This window comes from Salinivibrio sp. PR932 (genome assembly GCF_001996125.1).
Lineage (GTDB): Bacteria > Pseudomonadota > Gammaproteobacteria > Enterobacterales > Vibrionaceae > Salinivibrio > Salinivibrio proteolyticus.
Window position 1 is genome coordinate 1 of sequence record NZ_MUFM01000037.1, and the last position, 23,799, is coordinate 23,799.

Genomic DNA, 23,799 nt, shown 5'->3' on the forward strand with positions numbered 1-23,799 from the left:
ATCTGGAAGTATGGTCAATTTACGGTCTTTGCTTATTTGACTATTCTCGCTCTCTAATGAGCAAGCTATCGGGAAAGGAACGAACTGCACATGAGCAGCACCAAACCAGAAAAAATACTGATTAAAGCCCCACGATCGCACAAAGACGGGCATCTTTTTGAAGTGCACGCTCAACTTGTTGACTGGCTTGCTCAATATGAGCATTTTAAAGGGGTAACCAAAAGTATTCTTGAGTTACTCAACTTGATTTCAGTCCGTGGTTTTTCCTCCCAAGATGGCTATGTATCAACCACAGAATTGGTCGATGCCACTGAAGGCCAACTCACCCGTGCCGCGATTCAGCAACGACTGCGAGCGGCTGTCAGCCTAGGGTTATTCATCCAACAGCCGGTGCGGTTCGAGGAAGGCTTAGCAGGCAAAACCATGCTTCATCGCTTCGTCAATCCTAGCCGTTTAATCTCAACTCTCGGCAGTGCGGGATTAATGACAGAGAAAAGCCGTGATGTGGTCAAACAAAAACGCTCGAAAGCATTGGCACAAAATCAAGTGAATCGCCAACTGCTCAGTGAGCATGGGCTAGGCACGCCTCCTACGATGCCGGATGAGAAAGATCAGATCTTGGTATCGCCGACCAGTTGGGCTGGGATCATTGACCAAGCATTGGCACCGCCGCGAACGAAAAAAAGTTACCAAAAGTCGATGGTGGCGATCAGTGGCACCAAAGCGATCATCGAGACACGCTCAGCGAAGTCTATCATGACGGTGGACGATCTAATGACCTTGTTCGCGCTATTTACACTGACAGTGCAATACCATGATCATCATCTGCCCAGTTATGAACTGCAGACCCAAACCATTGGCAATAAGACGCCAATTTATATTACGGACATCCTGCAGCTGCGTGGTAAGAAAGACAGTGGTCCAGCGCGAGATGCTATCCGTGAAAGTATCGATCGGATTGAATTCACCGACTTTCAGTTGCACGAGCTGACGGGACGTTGGTTGAGCGAAAACATGCCGGAAGGGTTTAAAAGTGACCGATTTCGGTTCTTGGCTCGCACCATCACAGCGTCAGAAGAAGCCCCAAAAGAAGGGGAGGATGGTGAAGTAAAAATCAAACCGAACCTGTATATTTTGGTGTGGGAACCGTCGTTCTTCGAAGAGTTGATGACAAGAGACTATTTCTTCTTGTTCCCCCCCGAGATCTTGCGTCAGCATACCTTGGTCTTCCAGCTGTATTCGCTCTTCAGAAGCCGTCTGTCGCGTCGTTTAGAAGATTCCTTGTTGCTGAGCGAGCTAAACCAGAAAATGGCGAGAAACATCGAATGGCGCCGTTTTTCGAGCGATCTCATTCGAGAGCTTAAAAAGCTGGCTGATGGGAAGGTGACGGATGATGTGTTTGCGGTGAATCTGTGGGGGTATCATCTGACCCTTACTCGCGAGGATGATAAAAAGTATCCTGACTACCGGATGGATATTAAGTGCAATGTGGATGAAGTGATCCGCTATTCACGGGCCAAGATGTATAACGAAGGTAAACGATCGCTAGCGCCGACCATGCCGAACCCGCTGCGTAATGAGATTTTACCCAAACAAGACCTTGATCAGCTTTCCGGGATCATTGATGGGGAGTTTGAACCCATTCAGCGCAAAGAAAAGTCCAGCGGTCGATTAGGGCGGCGTGTGAAGTTACGTAAGCATTTGGTTGAAGTGAACGCGGATGAGCTTACGATCGTGTTGTCGAAATATACCTCGGAAGAAGCCCTACAACGTAGTATCACGGCGTTATCCGCAATGACGGGGCATCCAGCGTCTGTGATCACGGAAGAATGCCAAGGCTATTTAGAAAAGCTGGATTGGCTGATGGTAGGTGATAATGTGGTGCCGTACGAGACGCTAAGCCGTACCATTGAGTTTTATAACCAACAGCAGCAAGAGCGTCATCTTTCCATCGAGCGACTGATCTCTGGCTTAGCCGTACGTCGTAAAGTCTGTCAGCGCGTGTATGAAGGCCATTTAGATGGGCAAGTATTAAGCGTACTTGATGAGATCGCCTCAGGGCGTTGACATTACCGTTTATCATGTCAATAAGGATTGGCAGTAAGTTAACCAAGCGCTGACAATTGCCAAAGTAAGGACGATATACTCAATCTCGATAGATACCTTTGTCCTATTTGATGTCCTCGTCGACATCCTTTGGCACTTCTCTCGCCAGCGGGCCCTTGCCCGCTTTTTCTTTGTCTGAACAACACCTCCTAGCATAAAAGCCCAGTAAATTAGGCGTTTCATTGGTGAGTTTACAGTGTAAACTGCCTGCTTTTGCTTCATTGATTTTTGTTGTTTGGGAGATCTATGCCTGTTTTCTTGCCCTTTGCGGCAGTGTCGATTTGGGCGATGAATACCATCGTCAACAAGATGGCGGTGGTGGTGATTGCTCCCGGCGCTATGGCTTTCTATCGATGGTTCTTTGCAATTTTAGTGCTTACTCCCTTTTGCCTGCCGACTTTATGGCGACAACGACGTGCGGTGTTTAAATTAGCACCTCGCCTAGCGGTGTTGGCGTCACTGGGCATGGTGATCAACCAATCGGTCGCCTATTTCGCAGCACAAACGACTACCGCCACCAATATGGCGTTAATTATGTCGTTGGTCCCGATGCTCAGTTTGCTATTTAGCGTATGGTTTTTGAACCAACCTCTAACACGTATCGCAATCGCTGGCGCGATATTGTCCTTCTCGGGGCTTGGGTATATGCTCACCCAAGGTCAGCCCTTGGCGCTGCTTGAAAGCGGTGTCACTGTCGGTGACGGACTCATGTTGATTTGCGCGTCTGCTTATGCCTTGTATTGTGTATTACTCAAACGCTGGCCGATGTCGGTTTCAAATTGGGTTTCTGTGTATGTACAGGCATTGTTTGCGGTATTGATGCTCTTGCCTGTGCTTTATGCCGCGCCCAGTGCTGATATTGTTCCCGACGCATATCCCTTGGTGGGCTTTGCGGCCGTTGGCGCGTCGGTGTTGGCGCCTGCATTGTGGCTTAATGCGATCGCGCTCAATGGCGCTAGCCGTACCGCGATGTACATGAACTTATTACCTGTACTCACCGCAGGCATTGCTATGATATGGCTTGATGAAGTATTAACGCACTATCACCTCATTGGTGGCAGTTTGGTGCTTATCGGCGTTGGATTATCGCAACGATCTACCCATCCAACACGCTGACAACCGTCTACACTTGATAAATGAGCGTAGTATCAACCTAGGGTGTTGATAGGAGGTGAGCGATGTGGTGGTTAATTGAGTTAGATTGGATGCCGTTATGGGTGACGCCTGCGCAAGGCCGCGTGAAGTCATCGGCCTCATCACCGATTATTTGGTAGTGAACCCAAGGAGAAATCGTTACGAACATGGAAGTGAAGGAAATGGAGACGCCGCGGGTAACGATTCGACCCGCCTTTCGTCGTGAAGCGGCCTATTTCTGGCGTCAGATTTATCACTCTCGCGCGTGGAAGCAGTTTGACGCGCCTTATATTCCTCTCGAACCTGTCTCATTTTGGTCCTTTCGGTTTGGCCTGTTCCGACGTTTCATTGTTGGAGACAGTGCCAAAGTCATTTGTGTGGATGAACGTCCTGTGGGCTATGTGACCTTCTACTGGGAAGACAAACGCACACGCTGGCTTGAAGTGGGGATCACTATTTTTGACCCCGCCGATTGGGGGAGGGGCATCGGTCGTCGCGCGTTGACCTTGTGGGTGGATGAGTTATTTCGCTGCCAAACGCTTAACCGGATAGGGCTGACTACTTGGTCAGGGAATCCGGGCATGATGCGCTGCGCGAAGGCGTTAGGCATGAAAGAAGAAGGCCGGTTGCGTTCGGTGCGCTTCTTTCAAGGTGAGTACTATGATGCGTTACGTTTCGGTGTGCTTCGCGAAGAGTGGTATGGGTTACATCACGCCTCTACCCAGCCTGGGATCAATAGTGTCTCTTTAGACGCCCAACCCGCGCCGCTTGCTGCAGCATCAACCATGCACAAGCATCATACGCTGGTATGATGCTGGCATCACCTGTTTGTCGATGACGTGACTCTCAAGCGGGCGTGATAACACATAGCCTTGCAAGTAATCGCATTGATGATCACGTAGCCAAGCAAGCTGTTGCCGTGTTTCGACCCCTTCTGCGACGACACGCAAATCAAGCGCATGGGCCATGGCAATAATCCCACGACACAAAGGGGCTGCTTTGCCGGTCGGCTGATCGATATCCATGATAAAGCTGCGGTCCATCTTCACCACACTGAACGGATATTGGCGCAATAACGATAACGACGAGTAGCCCGTACCAAAATCATCCAGATAGAGCTTCACGCCCAACTGATGGAGACGATGGAGGTTTGTCGCGACACACTCGGAGTGTTCCAGCAAGGCGGTTTCTGTCATTTCTAAAGCTAAGCACTGAGGTGCAAATTGATGGCGTGCGAGCAAGTCCGCAATGTCATCCGCAAAGGAGCTTGCTTGGCATTGCTTAGCGGAAACATTAACCGTAATTGTTGGGCACTGATCGGTAGGCAAGCGCTCACTCCAGTTATCAAGTTTAAGCGCGACTTGCTCCAATACCCATTCGCCCAATTCGATGATGTAGCCGGTTTCCTCTGCGATAGGAATAAACTCAGCGGGCGAGATGGTCCCGAGGGTTGGATGGTGCCATCTTAATAGCGCCTCGGCGTGGCTAAGTGTTTCATTTTTTCCATCGAAAATAGGCTGATAAGCAAGCGTGAACTGATGTTCGACGAGGGCCTTTTTAAGATCTTGCTCGACAATAAAGCGGTGTTGTACTTTGGCCAGCATCGCAGGTTGAAATATCGCGAGACGCTCTCGCGTAAGCTTGGCGTGATACATGGCAATATCGGCTTGCTGAATAATATCAAGCAACGAGGCATTGGCGTTATTCACTGTCGCGATGCCGATACTGGCACTGATATTGAGAACATGCTCGTCAACGGAATAAGGCTGACTCAATGCGCGAAGCAACTGTTTGGCTTTGGTTTGTGCCAATGCCAATGCACAATCTTGCTCGAGCAAGACAATAAACTCGTCGCCACCAAAGCGAAAGATACGCTCATCGGGGATGTAACGGGTTAATCGCGACGCGACACGTCTAAGTAAGGTATCGCCGACCACATGCCCGAGGGAGTCATTAACGGCCTTAAAACGATCGAGGTCGATAAACAATAACGTAAAGCTTGTCGCGCGTTGGGCTTTCAACATCGCCAGCATACGTTCCAGTATGCTATCGAGCGCCGCACGATTGGACAGCCCAGTTAAACTATCGTGCCGAGCTTGATGATACAGCTGGCGTGTTTGATTGGTTACTAGTGCCTGTGCCAGCGTGAGTCGGTTCGCATAGGACCAGAAACTCGCCAAAATAGATAGCCCCAACGCAAGCACCAAAATGCCGACTAAAACGGCATAGCGACTTGCAGCACTTCGAGATTGAATATCAAAGAACTGAACCACCAGCCCCTCTTCGCTACCGGGAATGTCAATAAGATCGGTATCTGCGCGTTGATTTTGCCAGATGCGCAGCTGCGCGGGTGAATGGGTGGAAAAAAGCTGCTGATGCCCAAACGCTTCCTTGGCTGTCATTGCCATTGCTGGAGCTGGGGTGTCGCCTTGCCAAAGTGCCGGGAAAAAGGAGTTGAAATACAAGGTGGTCGCAAGATAGCCCCGCAACTGACCATCAGGTTCGGTAATCGCGGCAAACCAGCGCACACCGTACCCATGCTGATCACTGATGAGCATAGCCTCTGGTTGGCGTTTGAAATAGGCACGCTCCATGGTCACAGTGTTGTCACATTGGGCATCGGCACGCCAACCCAGATAGCCATTTTCTTTTGCTTTAGGCGACACATAAAGTGCGGGGAAGGTGTCGTTACGCATTACCCATTGGCACACTTTGCGGCTTAATGGCGGATAAGGCTGAACCGGATGACGTTGGGCAAAAACATCACTGAGCTCAGCACGGTTCACGCGAGGCAACCACATCACACTATCAATCCCAGCATTATCTCGGGTATGGGTATCAATGAATCGGTGAAATGCCGCTTGGGAAGGGCCAGCTTCTTGCTGTAAAAAGAGTTGCGCAGAAAGTTGTAGCTGATAAATATGTGAAAAGGCTTTGCTGAGCACATGACGCTGTTTTTCAACTTGTACCGAGAACAAACCGTGTTGACGCTGTATGTCTAGCGTGTAAACCAGCCAACTGGATAACCCCGCCAGCGCAATAACCACGCCGAATCGCCAAATAGGCTGTGATCGCAAAAAGCGCATAATCAAGAAAACAACGTATGACAACCAATGAGGCGATAAGGGTAAGGTGCCTCGATGACAGTTTTGATGGCATTTTGTGTCATTTCCGTGAACGCTTGTTTGAACACTGGGTGCTGACGGCGATCGGCTTCGTCAAAAATATGACGTATTTTTTATACAGTCATCAGGTCGGTATCACTGGACGCAACAACGCAAAAATGTGATGTGAATCACTCATTGGTTAGTGGCTTGATTAGGAAACGAACTTTTGAAAAGGGTGGTTGATTATTCATTCTTCTCGCGCAGATTCGATACATTATGCCTGATCTTTCGATAGGGGATCACGACCTTCTCTGCTAACTTCTAGTGAGTCGATGGATGACACACTCTCGACAACACCTCTGTTCCTGCCGAGTAATAACACATTGATTGTGGGGGAGTTCCATGAAAAAGTTGGAGAATGTCTCTGCGGTATGTTTCGATCTGGATGGGACCTTAGCGGACCCATTTGACGACCTTGTTGACGCGATATCGGGCATGTTGAAAGGGCTCGATCTACCACCTGAAGATCCGAATACGATCAAAGACTGGATCGGTGATGGCGCAGATTTGTTGATCCACCGGGTGTTAACACGCCAGATCAATGGCCGCGTGTCAGATGCGGTCTTGAATCAGGCGCGCACGCTTTTCTTGTCCTCTTATCTGGGCAAAAAACCGCCAAAAACACGACTCTATCCGGGCGTTCTCGAGTGCTTGAAAGGACTGGCACGCAGACAGCTGCCCATGATCTGTACCACGCACATGCAAACTGTTCACGCCAATAGTTTGTTAAAAGCACTCGGCGTGAGTCACTTTTTCACGCGGATTGTAGGCGCTGACGCGATTGCTGCCTTGCAATCGGGTCCCGATGCCATTTATGAGGCCGCGGCGATTTTACGTGTTGCGCCTACAGAGTTATTGGTTGTTGGGGATGCAGTGAATGATGTTCAGGCCGCAAGGTCGGTCGGATCGCCTGTTGTTTGCGTGACTTACGGCTATAATTACGGAACAGAGATAGAGAAAGCGCGTCCCGATCTGACCCTTGATACACTCGCGACGCTGCCCAATATCATAGAAAAGCCGGTGCATTCATGCGAACAGGGACCAGCAACCACTGTTCCATCGCATCCGGTCATCGCGTCGCCTTTGCCGTCTCACTCCTTGCGCCGGGGAGGTGATGCGCCATTCCGATAAACGGTCAGGAGGGAAGCGTGAAAAACGAACTAGATCCTGCATATCTACTTCGCGCCTACGAGATAGTGACTCAGTTTGGAGAAAAAACCGAACAAGGACATCGCCTAGATGGTATTGAAGCCTTCTCAGATTATGACGGCTACACCATTTATTTAGCCGGAAATGGCGTACAGTTACGGGTGGGGTTTCACAATACATATCACCTGGATTATGAGCACGAAAACCTTAAAACGCAGTTCTTGAATAAGGTCGATGCCTTGGTGAAAAACTATCGACAGTCGTGACCAAACATTCGATAAACGCCCCGTCATGGGGCGTTTTTTTTGGCCGATGATCAGGGTTTGTTATGGATAATCAAATCGTTAAGAAAAGCCGTACCGACAAACAGTGCGCAGTGACAGGCACGGATGCCCACTATCAAGCACTCGTGGCGAGTGCAGCCGCTGCCATTTTGGTGATTGATGAATCAGGTGTGATTATCGATGCCAATCCTTACACCCGCACATTGCTGGGCTATGACCATCGGCAACTGGTGGGCAACAATGTGGAATGCTTGATGCCGCCAGAGCATGAAGGTAAGCATCAGCATTATCTGATGCAATACCTTACCGGTGGCGAAGCAAAAGTGATTGGAACTGGGCGGCGAGTTAAGGCCCGTCATGTCGATGGGTACCTCGTCCCTGTACACCTCGCGGTCAGTGAAGTACAGATAGACAGTCGGCGTGAGTTTATCGGCATCATGTCCGATCTTAGCGCGCTCACGCAGGCGCAAGCGAGCGTAAAACACGAGCGCAACCAGCTAAAAACCATCATCAATGCGATTGCTAATCCAGTGTTTGTCCGCGAGCTAGGCGGGCGATATACCATGGCCAATCATGCGTGTGTGCAGGCCGTTGGGGTCGATAATGTGGAGGCGTTAGCTGATGCCTTTGCCCAGTTATTACCCAAAGGAGGACGAGAGACACTCAACGCGCTGGATCATCAACTGACCATGAATGGCGATCCGGTGCATACCGATGTAACTCTGAACGATGGCCGCACCTTTAAGCTGGCGAAAACCCTTATCCATCACCTTGAGGGTGAGCCATATGCCATTGTTACCGTCGCATACGATGCCACCCCGCTTCTTAATGCCATGAAAGACGCGGAGCGGGCGAACCAAGCGAAAAGTGACTTTCTTTCTGCAATGAGTCATGAATTACGCACCCCGCTTAACTGTGTGCTTGGCTATGCACAATTATTAATGAATGCGACCTCGCCGGCGTTAGAGGCCACTCAGCAACAATACGTGGCACAAATACACCAAAGTGGCGGTCATTTACTCGCCCTGATTAACGATGTGCTGGATCTTGCCAAAATCGAGGCGGGAAAAATTTCCCTCGATCCAAGCTGGGCACCTTTGCGTCCGATGATTTGCGAGGCTGTCGATTCGCTGTTGCCTCTTGCCCATCGCCAGACGGTGAGTTTGCGCCATACTCTACCGGACACACTCAACGGCGATATTTACGTCGATGCGACCCGTTTTAAGCAAGTGCTGATCAACCTCATTAGCAATGCGATTAAATACAACCATGCCGGAGGACGTGTCACGGTATCGACCCGTCAGCAAGCCGAAACGATAACGATCGCGGTGACGGACACAGGCATTGGCATTGAACAGGATAAGCTGAGCGCGTTATTTGAGCCTTTTAATCGCTTAGCGGCCGAGCAAACCCATATTGAAGGGGCAGGCGTGGGGCTTGCGGTCACACAGCAATTGATTGCGCAAATGCAAGGTGAGATCACCGTGAGCAGCGAAGTCGGAAAAGGGAGTTGTTTTGCCGTCACCTTTCCCTATCGTGGCCAGTCGTTGACCGAGATAGCGTCTTCATCCACACCATTTACCCTTACCCAGCCGCATCGAGTGCTTTTTATTGAACCAGACGTTGCACAGCAACGCTTAATGGCCGATTGGTTCGAAGACTGGCCGTTACTGACCTTGACCTGTGTCCATGATTTATCGTTGGCAGCCGCGATGGCGCATACCACACCGCCCTCACTGTTCATGGTCAGTTATGCGGTGCTTGATGACACGGCAGATCAGGTTCAGTTACGACTCGGGGAACGGCCCATGATCGTGGTTAACGTGCCGGACACCGAATCTATGCAATCGCACAGCGATAGCATTGTGACGTTGGCGTCACCGGTATCGGGTGCGGCGTTGGGCCGAGCGATGCAAACACTTTTGGAGGACAGGGCATGACACGAGAAAAATCCCAAGCGCAGATCCTGATCATTGATGATCGACCGGAGAATGTCGACTTGTTGACTGCCATGTTGCTGCAATCTGGCTATCAACACATTACAGGCCTTAACGATCCACGCCTTGTGGCCGATTACCTCTCACCGATCCCCGATTTAGTGTTGCTTGATATGCGTATGCCTCAACGCTCGGGGCTAGATGTTCTCGATCTGCTGAACAATACGCTCGGCGAGCACTGTCCCCCGGTGATGGTGCTTACTGCCGATAGTGACAACAATCTGCGCAATCAAGCCTTATGCCGTGGGGCCATTGATTATCTCACCAAGCCGTTTGATCACCATGAAGTGCTCCAGCGCATCCATAATATTCTTCATTTTCAATTCAAAACCCTGAAAGAGCGTGATCAAGCGGCACGTTTGCAAATGTTAGTGAATAAGCAAACTGCGGCATTACGTACCCTGTCTTTAACCGATCCTCTAACCAATCTACCCAATCGACGTGCGCTGGTGGATGCGGCTGAACGTCAACTCACCAAGGGGATGGTGACCGTGTTTATGATCGCGTTGGATGGGATGGAGGCGGTCACACAGCATCAAGGCCACTTAATGACAGAAGCGCTGTATAAGCACCTAGCGGGGCTCTTAGCCAGTAGCTCGGTCGCAAGAGGGCGGCGCATTGGTGTCTGGGATAACACACGTTTGGTGATGGTAGTGGAAGGAGATATCACCGCCATTGACGCACTTGCCAAGCGGATTTGTCGATTATTGAGTGGGCATCACACCCTTGATGGCCGTTTGATGTCGATGCACTGCCATGTGGGAATAGCTCAAGCGGAAGGGGAGCATCACGATGTGGAGCAACTCTTTCGCCAAGCGATTCTAGCCATCCCGACCGATGACACCGAAGTGGGTCATTATCGCCAAGAGTTGGATGCGAAATCGCAACGTGAGCATATGATCCGTAATGGACTTAGCCCTGCCCTTGAACAAGGGGGTCTGTCTTTGGTCTTTCAGCCCAAATGGGATCTCAATACTGGTAGCATGGTAGGCGCTGAGGCGTTATTACGTTGGCGTCATCCGCAACTGGGAGCGATCAGCCCGGCCGAGTTTATTCCCATTGCCGAGCGAAGTGCCGATATGATCCAACTCGGCGATGCAGTTTTTTCTATGGCGTTGCGCGCGCTGGTCCGTTGGCGAGAGCAATACACCTTGCCCGAGGCGTTTCACTTAGCCATCAATGTCTCTTCCCAGCAACTTCGCCACGGTTTTGCCGACAGCATTCTTGCCCGCTGCCAAGCGCTGGAAGTACCCACCCAAATCATTCAGCTTGAGGTTACTGAATCGGCGTTAATTCGACACATGTCGGTGGCGCTCAAAGAGTTACAACAGCTCCGTGATGCGGGGATGCACATTGCGCTTGATGATTTTGGCACAGGCTACAGTTCATTGAGCTATTTGAAACAGCTTCCTGTGGATTGGGTGAAGCTTGATCGTAGCTTTATTCAAGATCTTGCATCTAACGCCGGTGACAAACACCTTGTTGGTAGCGTGATCGACCTAGCGCATGGGTTTGGCCACGGTGTGGTGGCCGAAGGCGTGGAAGAAGTTGGCCAGCAACAGATTTTGCAGCGTATTGGCTGCGATCAAGTGCAAGGCTTCTTGTATGCCAAACCGCTGGGAACAGAACAGTTTGAACAGCTTCTGCAAACCGGATGTGAGTGCCCAGCGACGGCTATCAGTGCGCCCGTGTCTGGATAGCCGTGGTCATCATCGGATTAGAGATGAGGCTTGCGCTTTATCCGTAGGATGCATATTCTGAACACAGTTAGTCGGGGAGCAAGTAATTGCTGAGACTGCGAAAGCAGGACCCGTAGAACCTGATCCAGTTAGCACTGGCGGAGGGAACTGACACGATCAGCGCACAAAGTGATGCATACTGCCGTACTTTGTCTCCTTCCGCCCCTGATGATTAAGGGGCCATTATGAACCTATCTCCACCTGTTATTCTTACCATTGCCGGCTCAGACAGCGGTGGTGGTGCGGGCATTCAAGCCGACATTAAAGCGATTTCAGCGACCGGCGGCTATGCGTGCTCGGTGATCACCGCGCTAACCGCGCAAAATACCTGCGGTGTCGAGGCCGTCTCGGCGGTTGAGCCCGATTTTGTGCGCGCCCAATTAGATGCAGTGTTATACGACATGCCGGTGCGTGCGGTGAAAATCGGTATGCTGGCCAATCAAGCGATTATTCGTGAAGTCGCTGCTGTGCTGGCACGGTCGCCACACTTACCGGTGATTTTAGATCCCGTAATGGTCGCGACCAGCGGCGACCCTTTGCTCGACGAGCAGGCCATGAGGGCGTTGATTGAAGAGCTTATTCCGCGAGCAACGGTGCTCACTCCCAACTTGCCGGAGGCCGCTCGCTTAACCGGTCGGCCTGTGCCTACCTCTATAGAGCAAATGCATGAGCTGGTGCCGGCACTTCGCCATCTAGGCTGTCCTTACGTGATGCTCAAAGGGGGCCATTTACATCACGCCCCTGAAAGCGTGGATGTGTGGATTAGCCAAGATACCTGTCAAACCTTGCGCGCACGCCGCATTGAAACTACCAACACCCATGGCACCGGATGTTCACTGTCTGCTGCAATCGCCTCTTATTACGCGCAGGGAATGACGCCCATTGAAGCCGGGCGAGCGGCTAAGCAGTATTTGACAGAGGCTTTAGCGCATAGTCAGCAGCTAACGGTCGGAAGAGGTGCTGGGCCGGTGCATCATTTTTACGCTTACCCTGATAATTTGTGTCTGTCGCCAGCAGAGCATGCTGTCGCGGAATTGCCCTGAGACGAGATGGAAACGATCCGCTGCAACCCAAGTGGGGCAGCGGCATCGGAAAGAAAACAGCAAAGATGCGTTGGACGCGTCCGTTAGGCGGCAGACCAATGTGGTAAACGCTCGGCGGCGATATAAAAGATGCGATCGCCCGGTGCCACTTCAGTGTGTAGGCGAGGGTTCAGGGTGATCCCATCGCCTTTGTCGAGACCAATTAAGGTTGCATCATGCTCATGCTTTAATTGATTAAACAAGGTGCCGACATCGGTTGCACTCGCATCGGTGGGGTAGCGGGCACAGTATTGGGTCATCCCTTGAGCCGTGCTCAATAGCTCGTGATGTAATTGGCTTGAACCGGGATCAACGGCCGCTTTTGCCAGCATTTCCACCGACACAGACGGCACACATTCAGCGTGCGGATAGTGCTGCTTCAATATTTGGCTGAGTGCATCATCTTGAAAATACGCGAGCAAATGAGCGGAAGGGTTTTTGTGAGCGCAGAACAGCGCCGCAGAAAGCGTGATATCGTCTTCTGGGTTATCGATAATAATACTCGCGGCACTGTCGATGCCGGCGCGCGCAATGCCCTCGGCATCAGTAAAGCTGGTCACGCGCACAAACTCTACCTCGCCAGGCAGCGGATTTTCCATTTCAGGACGGACACAAAGCACGATCGGGCGCTCGCCATGAATACCGCTTTGCAATAAACGGATTAACTGAATGGTACGCTGACCGTTCCACCCCAAAACTAAAATATGATTTTTCACAGTAAGACTCCGTTTTCCTTGTAATCCACGTCGCCAATAATCCACTAAAGCACTGGTTACATGCCCAATCACCACCGCAAACAGACCGAGTCCACCGGGAATGATCCAAAAGGCGGTAATCCACTGTCCTGCCTCGGTGGCGGGTGAGTAATCGCCATATCCCACGGTAGAGGCGGTGACCACTAAGTAATAGATGTAGCGACTGAGTGACTGAGTCATCTCAGTTTCACCCGCCGATTGTAAAAGCAGCCAGCCAATGATGCCGTAGGCGAGTACGACCAATCCGAGAATACGCCCGTTTAAATGGGCGAAGTGGCTGATAATCCAACGTTTAAAAAGCAACCAAAAGGTCATAGTGTCTCGCTCATTCGCTATGGAAACGCCAGTATGAAGGGATTTTTTATGGGTTTACAGTGTAAATCAACGCATTGGCGTTGAGAGGATCACAGTTTAATCGATTACAAGCACATGCGTATGTATAAGGCGTACAATATGTATATTAACAACTCGGAGGGCTTCACGTGTTTACATCTCGTCGTCAACTCGAACAAGAACAACAAAAACGTACTGAATTACAACTAAAACTGGAGCAAGTCAATGCCCAGATAGACGCGCTGCACAGCGAAAAGGCGGCGTTAGAATCGGAGCTGGCCGTGGTACAGAAAAAACGCCAAACCGGTAAAGCGATCGACGCTAACCTGTGCCATTTTGGTGATTCGATTACCTCGACCCAATCTTCGCTGGCGACTCTAGCAGAAACTATTAATGGTGAAAAAGAGCGTGTGACGGAGGTGAGCCATCAGGCGGCGTCATGTGCCGAACAAGTCAATGATCTTGCTCGCCATGTACAGTCATTATCCGCGCAATGTCAGCAATCGTCGGAAGCAATTCGTGCTCTTGACCAACACGCACAGGAAGTCAGTGGCATTGTGAACTTGATTCGCGATGTGGCTGACCAAACCAATCTGTTGGCCCTGAATGCGGCGATTGAAGCAGCTCGAGCTGGCGAGCAAGGGAGGGGGTTCGCCGTGGTGGCTGATGAAGTCCGTAACCTCGCCGAACGCACCTCCACCGCTACGCAAGATATTACTCAGCTGGTGGAGAAGATTCGCGCCGGGAGTGGGCATGCGTGTACGCTAACCGATCAGCTTGCCAGTGAAGCGATTGAATATAGTGAGCAAGGCCAACAGGTGGCAGATGCGATGGCGACGCAAAGTGAGCAGGCGCAGCACAGTCGAACCACTATTAAAGCATCGGCATTGCGTGCCTTTTGTGAACTGGCAAAACTCGACCATATCAGTTTTAAGTTTGCGATTTATCGTGTGGTGCTCGGTGAAGATAGCATGAACGCCGATGATGTGACAGACCATACCCAGTGCCGCTTAGGGCAGTGGTACGACCGCGGCGAAGGACGACAGTACTTCGCCCAGTTACAAAGTTTTAAAGCTATCGCCGCCCCTCATGAGCAAGTACACACTCACGCGAAAGCGGCGGTAGCAGCGTTTCATGCACAGCAACCCGAGCAGATGATCGCGGCGCTAACAGGGATGGAGAATGCCAGTATGACGGTGATTGATAAACTTGAACATCTGGCGATTGAAGGCAGCGAAGAAGTCGCGTAACACGATGAGTGTGAAATAACGACACAGATGGTAATCTCATCCTAAATCAAGGATAAAAAGCCGAAGGAGGCTGAAGTTACCATGACGTCGATTGCATTACTCGATGGTGGCCTAGGGCAAGAAATTTATCAGCGAGCGCCACAAGTGAGCTCACGGCTTTGGTCGGTGGCGGTAATGTTAGAGCATCCGGATATTGTTAAAGACGTACACAAAGACTTTATCCGGGCAGGCGCCAAAACGCATACTCTCAATACCTATCCGGCCACTCCAACACGCTTGGCGAAGGCGGGGTTGCTCGATAGCATTGACACCATCTATCGGCAGGCGTTTTTTGCATTGCAACAAGCCATCGACGAAACCGGTGAAGACGTTGATATTGCCGGTTGCTTACCCCCTCTAGTCGGCAGCTATCTTGGTCAGCCCCAGCGTAGCTTTGAAGACATGAAAGCGGAGTTTGCTCATATTGCGCGCCTACAGCCTGACGTGGACGTCTTTCTTATCGAAACCATGAGCAACACACTCGAAGCACGCGCAGCCTGTGCCGCCGCTCGCGAGCAAGGTAAGCCTTATGGCGTTGCATTTCGTCTCGAGGCTGATGGCAACTTACGCTCTGGCGAGTCGCTTAACGAGGCAATGCGTGCCGTGGCTGACTACGCCCCCACAGCGGTGATGCTCAATTGCTGTGATCCAGCCGTATTGACCACTGCAATGCCACACATGGCACGGAACTATCACACCGTGGGTGGCTATGCGAATGCCTTTAAATCCGTGGATGATATGGCCAAAGGCAGCAAAGCCGATGCGCTAGAGGCCCGTGAAGATCTCTCACCGCTAGTACACACCGAACGCGTACAACAATGGATCGCCGACGGTGCCCTCGTGGTCGGCGGCTGCTGCGAAATCACCCCCGCCCACATCCAACACCTAGCGCAAACCCTTGAACAATCTCACGAGATCATCAAGTTTTCGCAGTTAGCAGATTAACTCGTTCCCACGCTCCGGCGTGGGAATGCATACCGGAGCCAATGCACCACTCGTTCCCGCGCTCCTGCGTAGACTGGATAATAGGCTGTTGAGTCTTTGATTTACTGAATCGACAGGCCTAACTATGAGTTATCTTAGTCATTCTTATTGGCACGATAGCTGGCTTTTTTAATAAGCAAGGTACGGCATCAATTCATCCATATTACCCACCACAATCTGCTGCCCTTGGGGATTGTATTTTTGCATGTGTATATCGATGTTATAAGCAATTAAAAGATAACGAACGAAAGAGGCATTGGTGGGGATTCTCAGGGTGCCATTGACCATGCCATAATCTTTTTCGAGTACAGCTTTTTGCTTATCGCCAAGACGAGTGTCCGGTATAAGTTCGATGACTACATTCGTATTCCAAAGTGTATCCTCTTGTTTTCCGTGAGCAGCATTATCATTAATGTCTGGGATGCCATGAATGCGACTCAATACAAAATCACGATAACCTCTCGCATGCTCGCAATAGGCGCGAACATGCCAGCGTAACGGGGTACAAACCAATGTATGAGGCGATATTATCCTTTCGACGAATTCACCATCTTTTAACGATGTGTAGCAAATATCGACACGTTTTTTATCTCGAATGGCTTGAATTAGAGGCCGCAACACTTCAGGTGCAATATTACGTGTCACCGGACGGATCATTGCCGTATGTTCAAACCCCATGTCAAGGTCATCAAATGTCACGGTGATATCGTCGCGGCGGGAAAGGATGTGAAGATACTCGTCGGCATGACCAGAAGTGAGCTTGGGGATAAAGTGCTCGCTGGGCTTATAACCCTTTAAATACTTATCATAAACAAGATTACCTGGCGCGATCTCGGCTAGATAGGAATTAATATCTTTGGACGCCTGCTGTCGCCCGATACCAAAACTTTGTATCAAGTGATTCGTGGTTAACCTTCCTTCCCAGAGTGCAACAATCTCAATCATCCGGTATCGCAAGAGTAAATCCCACCGGATCGGCCATTTCTTCATTACTTAACTCCTGTCCAGTTACTCGACATGTTTATGTATTCAGTATTTACCTGTCTTTACTGACGACATAGTATTTTTTGGACATTTCTTCGTCAACTGGGCAGGCAGCTGGCAGGGTTGGAATAATATCGGAGCTAAGATAATGAGTGCATTGTTTGAAACTTACCTCGAGATGGCGGGCCCCGAAACCTGTCAGTCAAAAGACGGCTTTTTGGCAATCATCGATGCTCAGACAGGCCTAGGGAAGACTTACCAGGCCACCGAACTTCAGCTAGCGCACCTTATCGCGGACTCAAAGTTAACACTCATTTATGCGACCAACTTAAGAGTTAACGTGAAAGAAGCGTATGACGCGTTACTTGAGCGCGTTGACGATAAGGCGGCATTAAGTGATAAACAAAAACTAGAACTGAAACGCAACATCATTTGGATCCCATCTCAAGATACCGCCATTGCCGCGTTATCAGAGCAGGATTGGGCAACGATATTCGAGCAGCTCGACGTACAACAACGAAAAGCGATCAAAACGATACGCGATAAGGTCACTCTATTAGAACAGGCAAAAAATAGCAGTAACACGTCGGTATTTGATGAGGAACTGCGTGCTCAACACAGCAAAATCTTCTCTATGCTCAAGACATATTTGCAGGGTAAAGCGTGCAAAGATGTCGAATTTAATGATGTCCTGGACAGAATATTCCCGGCACGAAGGATTGACCAGGAAAAAACACAGGTACTCTTTTTAACCACATCCAAGTTGCTCTACCCTTGGCATAGCCTTAATAAAAGCTACAGAGTTAGCGATTTTCTTGATAACTCACTATTGATCCTGGATGAGTTTGACCGTCAGCAAAGTGAATTTCTAAACCATTTAATCAATACCGTTACTGATTACGACATTATCGACTTAACCCGAAAAATTTACGCGAGTTTTGACAGCTTCAAAATTCACGGCTCGCCAGAATTTAGGAATGTCGATCAGTGTTTTAATCGTTTCCGGCATGCACTCGCTGATCATAAAGACAAATGGCATATCAACTACCGACCGTTCATCACCACTGCAACGATTCAACAGGGCAGCGAAAACCAAAACCGCGTATTCACACTCCTTTCCGACCGTATGTCTATTCATACCATTAACTTTGAGCGCGAAGCGTTAAAGTCAAAGATTAATCATGAGTTAGGCAGTCATGAAATTGGTTCGGAAGGTAGCGAAAGTGCAATACAATTCGTTAACAATAGTGCCCGGCTTGTTCGGAGCTTTTGCAATGGCATGCTCAGTGCCATTCTTCAGCTGAAAAATAACTTGGCGAAATTTGAAGACTCAAGAACTTACACCACAGAAAATCTGGTAGAGAAAATCCTCAACCACCTTGGGCTGGTGGATCTGACGCCAAATATTATGTCGTTAATTGCGGCCAGATTGAGCTTTAAAGTACAAAATGAGCATCGTGCATATAGCTTTCACGACAGCGGCTACGAAATTGCTAATATTGCTAAATACAGCGACACCGACAATACCGCCAAGGCGTCTACATTTGATTTGGCATTAACATCGACAGGCTTACTCGCCCATTGGGTGCTAGCTGGGGCAAAAGTCCTCGGTGTTAGTGCAACGGCTACCAGCCGCACGGCAATTCATAATTTTGATCTCGACTATCTCAGTGAAGTGCTTTCTGACCGTTTAGTACGTCTCAACTCCGCCCAGAAAGCGGCGATACAAGCAGAGTACTATGCAAAACGTAGATATGCAGAAAACCAGATTCTGATTAGTGTTAAGGGCATTTCCGAGCGTGTGGATTGGGGCGGTGTAGAAGCGCTTTATCAAGAATTCAAAGGAACAAAGTTGCATTCAGTGCTACTTGAGAATGAACTGTGTAAGCTTTTAAGCACGGATACTCAAGGCTTATCGCACTCTATTAAGAGAGCCAATAAGCTAGTCGAGTCAATCCGTCAGTTCTCTTTGCATCCAAGCAACCGATACCATTTTTGCATGATCAACAAAAGCTATAGGAATCATGAGTTCATGGATTTCATGAAGCGGGTGGGTGAGAAGTACAATGTAACTATTTTTGAAAATATTAATGCCGCTTCATTTAGAAATGACCAATTCCAAGCGATCTTAAAACGATTGGAGACCACAACTCAAAAAGTCGTCGTGATCACTAACTACCAGGCGACGGGGGCGGGATTATCGCCCTCATACACGATGAGAGATGATCATACATTAACCTACGTAGGCCCTGAAGGCATTAAACCATTCCAGCATAAAACCGATATTGACTCCATTTATCTTGAGCAACCGACGACATTGATTGGTCGTTTAATTAGCGACGACTTGGCGGTGGATGAGCGCGATCTAGCCATCAAAAAGAGTATTCACGATACCTTTATGCTACATGAAAAGGGCATTATGGCCGCCAACGAAGCTAAATCGAAGCTCAAACCTCTCATTGCTGCGCGCGTGAATAATTCCGCCATTAGATCTCTGATCTCAAGTTATAAAAAGAGCGAAGATTATCGATATGCTGTTTATCGTTTTATCGAACAAGCGCTGGGCCGTATGTGTCGTACCGAGTGGAAGCAAAATCAAATCACCATTATGTATGACGCAGTTGCTGATTTTGTGGAAACCCTGGCAAAAGACAATCGCAATCTCTCTTTCCTTTCTCACGAATACCAAGCACTGGTGACGGAGATTAAGCTGCACTATCAAGCCAAAGAGCACGAAAAGCGGCAAATGTCCTATCACCCCCGGGCCTCAAGAAACTATGCCCATATACAAAGGCTTGTGACCAGCGTTTATGAACACCAGAATGAAAATTCGATTGGCCAGTACGAAAGGTTGCGTCAATGGATGCTGACAAAACCGACTCTGCCATCTTCGCCAATGGGAGAGGAAGTTCGTTACTACATCGATGTTCAGGACCCACTCGGCCAGTATCACTATCAAATTGATTATTCTGAAGAGAAAGGCATCACTGAAATTTTTATTAATCCAGCGGATGAATCTGGGTTACGCGAAGTATCGGAGGCGGCAGCTCGGCTTCCTTTGCTGATGAAAAACTCATTGGTGTCGGCGCATTTCGACGCCAATGGTTTTGCCACCACCTTTGGCAAAGCTCAGTTTGTATTAGCGCCAGCAATGTTTGATCTCTACATGGGAGCACTTGGCGAAGAAGCGGTAAGTGCGATCCTGATGGCATTTGGTTATCCATTGCATGCCATGCCAAGTGGATGCGTAGAGTGGTTCGATGGCTACATTGCACTCGGCAACCGAATTTTGTTGGTTGATGTTAAGCATTGGGACTTAGAGCTGGGATGTTTGGTTCACGACAACACTTTAGATAAATGCCAAGTCAAGCTGCAGCAAATTAGGAAAAACCCACCCGACGAGTTTGTAAATAAGCATCTGCAAGCTTTGTACATCAATACTATATGGAGTGGTGCAGGCGGGATCAATTCGCGCCAATACGAGAGTGAGGATAAACCATTTGTTGAGCATGTTATTCCAAATATCGCGGACGTGATTGAAATTCCTGGGATCATTGACCGAGAGTCGGGTACGAACAATGTTCCTCCCATGAATCAACTACTCGAATTATTAAACCAGTTTGCGGAGTGAAGTCGATGAGTCGAAGTTTAACCACACTGATTAACCTAACCTTTGATTTTGATGCGTTGAATCAAAAGTACGTAATCTACAAAGCCTCATTGGATAAGAGGGTTGGAAGTACTGGTTATGCACATCAACTGAGTCTTGTTGAACGAGTGGCTAAGCCCAAAGCGCTCATTAAACACTCAGGTTACTACTGGATACTTCGCGATCAACACGATAAAACCAAGCCGGAGTCGGCCGATATTGCCTTTGAGCGCGTGGCGTTTGAAGACTGTTCGCCACTATTGTTAGGGCGCCTGTTTGTGCGAGCCCTTGGGAAAGTAGCGTCGAGTGAGTTTTTTTCAGGGCTTGGGGAAACGTTTCTCTTTGTAGAGCCGGAGAAGTTCTTTGAGCATACCGTGTACAAATGCATCAAGTTTGATCTTAAAGAAAGTGTGCGTTTTAACGCGTTATTTATCTCCATGGATGGAACCACATTCTCGCCAATAGAAACGGCGCACAAGCGCGCAAACACCATTGAAAGCCTACCTAAGTTTGAATTTGACATGGAAAGTGGGCTTTTGCGACGCAACCCGAAAGGAAATCTGATTGTTCACAGCCCAGGAAAAGGAAAATTTACCACCAATGCCATCGATATATCTGGTAAGGAGCTGATATCACTGAAAAAAACAAAAACGGGGGCTCTTTATCACTTTGTTGACCTGATGAATCATCATTTCTCTGGCTGCCTGTCGATGCAGCTAAAGGCTATTAAGGCAACTTGGCGAAAGCACTATAAAAAGTGTGATGTGGAAAACGTGTATCAACGCATTTATCAAGTGATTGATAATCATGGTGGTTTACAAGTGGTAAATGCATCATTGAAAGAGGAAGGGTTTGAGAGACTGAAACAGCAGCGATGGCCGGTAAAGATTGAATTCTTGGATTCTGAAGCGAGCATTGATGCGAGCAAACCTTTACTCGTGGTTTTAGACAGTCCCGAAGACTACGACAAAGCAGGGCGATCTGATCCCAAAGCAAGTTTCTATTCCGAACATAGAGTGACGCAAAGTATCTACAACGTCACAATTACTTCGGTACGAAACAAAACGAAAGGTAATGCACTGAGCCCGATCATTGATGCGCTAGTCAAAGAAATGGCTATTAAGCAAGAGTGCTTAGCGCAGCAGTTCTTCATTCAAGAGTTGCAAGGGGTCTATTGGTTTGTAGAGAGAGAAGATCCCCCATATGGCAATAAGGATCCAATCTTTCATATCTTAAAATGTCGCAACGGATGTTTTCAGTATGAACAACAAGATGCGTTTTACTTTGATGATCTTGGTATCGAACTGCCTGAAAAAAAACGTTATTTTGAAACGCTCAGTTATGTGATCGACATGGGACAGCAATCCCCTCGCATCTGCACTATCGTGCATGAGGAAATTGCGGCGATTCCCGATGCGGCACAGCTTTTTGAAGTATTGGAACATCTAAAGAGAAGCAACCAACAGGGCATAAGTCGTGCGTTTATCGAACATTTTCTTGCTGATGGTGCCTATAAGCAAGATCCCGTTTACGACAAGCTAGTATCAATGCTAAACACGCACCCCTTGCAGGAAGAGTTTGACAAACAAGATCTTAAAATTGCCCAGATTGGATACCGATCAACCGCAGAAAAAGCATTGGTTGACGGTTACTTTGAGCAAACAGGCATCATGCTCAATTATTCGATAAAAGGTGAGCATAACGAATACCTAGAAGCTTTAACCGGACACTTCTATGACGCTGACCATTCTGCTTATTTTGTGGGCATTGAAAAAGGAGGGTTCAAGTTTCACCGAGGCCAGTTCAACCACTTGAGATATCTAGAAGGCCCAGAAGACTTAAAACAAGTTTGTTTAACACTGACTCAAAGCTATTTCATCCGTAATAAGTTAGCGACAGTAAAACCTTTTCCTTTCAAGTATTTGGCGGAGTGTAAAGATAGATTCAAGTACAGTAATACTTAAAAACTTGCCACTATACTGCATTGACGTCGTGAGATGGCATGGTTGCAATGTTCTCAATACGCGCACCAAGCCTATGCTGAGCATGCGCAAATTGTGTGAGCCGGGAGTACCGCTACATATCCATTAGTCTAGAAATGAGACACTCAAACGGTGTTAAAGCAGCCTGTATAGCCAATGGTGGGACTTGTTGATATTATGGTACCTAACAAAAAAAAGCAGGCTACCGATTGTATTCAATCGGTAGCCTGCTTTTAAATGATACAGGATTGCCCTAGATGGATGAGAGGCTGACATTGCAAGACAGCACTGGACTTGAAGAGCTTAGCCAAGCGCAGAGAGAGCGCCTTGCTCATATCGATTTCACCTTATTTTTTAAAGGTGAAGCAGGACGCAGTTACTTAACTGAACGGTTTAGTGTGGCACCGTCGGTGGCAACGCAAGATTTTGCACGTTACAAAGAGTTAGTCCCCAGCAACGTCATGTATGACGAAAAACGCAGAGTGCACTTGAAAACGAGTGCGTTTCAGCCGTTGTTTAATTATGACGTTATGCGGACGCTTGCAACTATCAGCCAAGGGTTTGGTGACGGATTTCTTGGAAAGGTTAAACCACCAATGGCGTGCGAAGCGCCATTTCATCTAAACAAGCCAAAGTTGGAAATCGTCGCTTCCGTTAGCGAAGCCATACATAAACGTGCAGCGATTAACATTGAATATACGTCCTTATCCACGGGGAAAGGGCGCAGACAAATTGTTCCACATACATTAGTAGACAACGGTTTAAGGTGGCATGTTCGTGCATTCGACAGAAGCCATAAAAAATTTAGGGACTTTGTTTTAACGAGGATAAATGAAGTCCAGCTTATAGAAGATAAAGTTAACGAGGAGAGTGAGACTCTTCAGTGGGATAAACAGTGGAATCGTATTGTTGAGCTAGATCTAATGCCCCATCCAGCCTTAACGCATCCAGAAGCCGTATCGATGGACTATGGGATGGAAAACAATTGTTTGCGTGTGGAAATAAGAGCAGCGTTTGCTGGATATTTATTGCGCTTATGGAATGTTGATTGCTCAAAGAGTGACCAGGATGCTGGGCGAGGGCATCACTTAGCACTGAAAAATCCAGAAGCGCTATATGGCGTGGACAACGCCGCTCTCGCCCCTGGTTATAGCGACTAGTGAGA

General features: G+C 48.8%; 16 protein-coding genes, 1 pseudogene and 1 riboswitch. Of the genes and pseudogenes, 14 read left to right on the plus strand and 3 right to left on the minus strand.

Annotated elements, in window-relative coordinates:
* Positions 1-90 precede the first annotated feature (90 nt).
* From BZG84_RS14125 to BZG84_RS14135, 3 genes are all read left to right on the plus strand, one after another.
* A complete protein-coding gene (locus BZG84_RS14125; protein WP_077662700.1) occupies positions 91-2,067 on the plus strand; it encodes a replication initiator protein RctB domain-containing protein in 1,977 nt (658 codons plus the stop codon).
* Between the two features lie 285 nt (positions 2,068-2,352).
* Complete coding sequence (locus BZG84_RS14130; protein ID WP_077678359.1) at positions 2,353-3,222, plus strand: DMT family transporter; 870 nt, start codon at positions 2,353-2,355, stop codon at positions 3,220-3,222.
* 185 nt (positions 3,223-3,407) lie between these two features.
* On the plus strand, positions 3,408-4,052 hold the full coding sequence (locus BZG84_RS14135; protein WP_241825809.1) for a GNAT family N-acetyltransferase: 645 nt from the start codon (positions 3,408-3,410) through the stop codon (positions 4,050-4,052).
* On the opposite strand, the gene BZG84_RS14140 is transcribed toward BZG84_RS14135, so the two are convergent.
* A complete protein-coding gene (locus tag BZG84_RS14140; protein ID WP_198536739.1) occupies positions 4,020-6,287 on the minus strand; it encodes a bifunctional diguanylate cyclase/phosphodiesterase in 2,268 nt (755 codons plus the stop codon). The genes BZG84_RS14135 and BZG84_RS14140 overlap by 33 nt on opposite strands.
* 462 nt (positions 6,288-6,749) lie before the next feature.
* Here BZG84_RS14140 and BZG84_RS14145 point away from each other — a divergent pair, with 462 nt between their 5' ends.
* The 5 genes from BZG84_RS14145 (at position 6,750) to thiD (ending at position 12,619) form a co-directional block, all read left to right on the plus strand.
* Positions 6,750-7,538 carry an HAD family hydrolase gene (locus BZG84_RS14145; RefSeq protein WP_077662697.1) on the plus strand — a complete coding sequence of 263 codons (789 nt, stop codon included), beginning with the start codon at positions 6,750-6,752 and terminating at the stop codon, positions 7,536-7,538.
* Between the two features lie 17 nt (positions 7,539-7,555).
* Positions 7,556-7,822, plus strand: coding sequence for a DUF3081 domain-containing protein (locus BZG84_RS14150; RefSeq protein WP_069586758.1), 267 nt, complete (start codon positions 7,556-7,558; stop codon positions 7,820-7,822).
* Positions 7,823-7,884: 62 nt separating this feature from the next.
* Positions 7,885-9,780, plus strand: coding sequence for a PAS domain-containing sensor histidine kinase (locus tag BZG84_RS14155; protein WP_077678361.1), 1,896 nt, complete (start codon positions 7,885-7,887; stop codon positions 9,778-9,780).
* Positions 9,777-11,537, plus strand: a complete 1,761-nt coding sequence (locus BZG84_RS14160) for a putative bifunctional diguanylate cyclase/phosphodiesterase (protein WP_077678362.1) — start codon at positions 9,777-9,779, stop codon at positions 11,535-11,537. The genes BZG84_RS14155 and BZG84_RS14160 overlap by 4 nt, the downstream gene beginning before the upstream one ends.
* A gap of 62 nt (positions 11,538-11,599) precedes the next feature.
* A riboswitch (TPP riboswitch) is annotated at positions 11,600-11,700 on the plus strand.
* Positions 11,701-11,761: 61 nt separating this feature from the next.
* Positions 11,762-12,619, plus strand: a complete 858-nt coding sequence (gene thiD, locus BZG84_RS14165; RefSeq protein WP_077678363.1) for a bifunctional hydroxymethylpyrimidine kinase/phosphomethylpyrimidine kinase — start codon at positions 11,762-11,764, stop codon at positions 12,617-12,619.
* A gap of 83 nt (positions 12,620-12,702) precedes the next feature.
* Here thiD and BZG84_RS14170 read toward each other — a convergent pair whose 3' ends face one another.
* Positions 12,703-13,728, minus strand: a complete 1,026-nt coding sequence (locus tag BZG84_RS14170) for a potassium channel family protein (RefSeq protein ID WP_077662693.1) — start codon at positions 13,726-13,728, stop codon at positions 12,703-12,705.
* A gap of 437 nt (positions 13,729-14,165) precedes the next feature.
* Here BZG84_RS14170 and BZG84_RS16650 point away from each other — a divergent pair.
* The 3 genes and pseudogenes from BZG84_RS16650 to BZG84_RS14180 all read left to right on the plus strand — a co-directional run.
* A pseudogene (locus BZG84_RS16650) lies at positions 14,166-14,558 on the plus strand (methyl-accepting chemotaxis protein); the annotation flags it as partial.
* A gap of 18 nt (positions 14,559-14,576) precedes the next feature.
* The gene (locus BZG84_RS16655) at positions 14,577-14,996 is read left to right on the plus strand and encodes a CZB domain-containing protein (RefSeq protein ID WP_415752733.1); all 420 of its coding nucleotides are present in this window, start codon (positions 14,577-14,579) and stop codon (positions 14,994-14,996) included.
* A gap of 81 nt (positions 14,997-15,077) precedes the next feature.
* Complete coding sequence (locus BZG84_RS14180) at positions 15,078-15,980, plus strand: homocysteine S-methyltransferase family protein (RefSeq protein WP_077678365.1); 903 nt, start codon at positions 15,078-15,080, stop codon at positions 15,978-15,980.
* Between the two features lie 168 nt (positions 15,981-16,148).
* Here BZG84_RS14180 and BZG84_RS14185 read toward each other — a convergent pair whose 3' ends face one another.
* Positions 16,149-17,009, minus strand: coding sequence for a helix-turn-helix transcriptional regulator (locus tag BZG84_RS14185; RefSeq protein ID WP_077678366.1), 861 nt, complete (start codon positions 17,007-17,009; stop codon positions 16,149-16,151).
* A gap of 142 nt (positions 17,010-17,151) precedes the next feature.
* On the opposite strand from BZG84_RS14185, the gene BZG84_RS14190 reads away from it, so the two are divergent.
* The 3 genes from BZG84_RS14190 (at position 17,152) to BZG84_RS14200 (ending at position 23,794) form a co-directional block, all read left to right on the plus strand.
* Positions 17,152-20,634, plus strand: a complete 3,483-nt coding sequence (locus BZG84_RS14190; protein WP_077678367.1) for a hypothetical protein — start codon at positions 17,152-17,154, stop codon at positions 20,632-20,634.
* A 5-nt stretch (positions 20,635-20,639) separates the two neighbouring features.
* The gene (locus BZG84_RS14195) at positions 20,640-22,616 is read left to right on the plus strand and encodes a hypothetical protein (protein ID WP_077678368.1); all 1,977 of its coding nucleotides are present in this window, start codon (positions 20,640-20,642) and stop codon (positions 22,614-22,616) included.
* A 293-nt stretch (positions 22,617-22,909) separates the two neighbouring features.
* Positions 22,910-23,794, plus strand: coding sequence for a WYL domain-containing protein (locus tag BZG84_RS14200; RefSeq protein WP_077678373.1), 885 nt, complete (start codon positions 22,910-22,912; stop codon positions 23,792-23,794).
* Positions 23,795-23,799 lie beyond the last annotated feature (5 nt).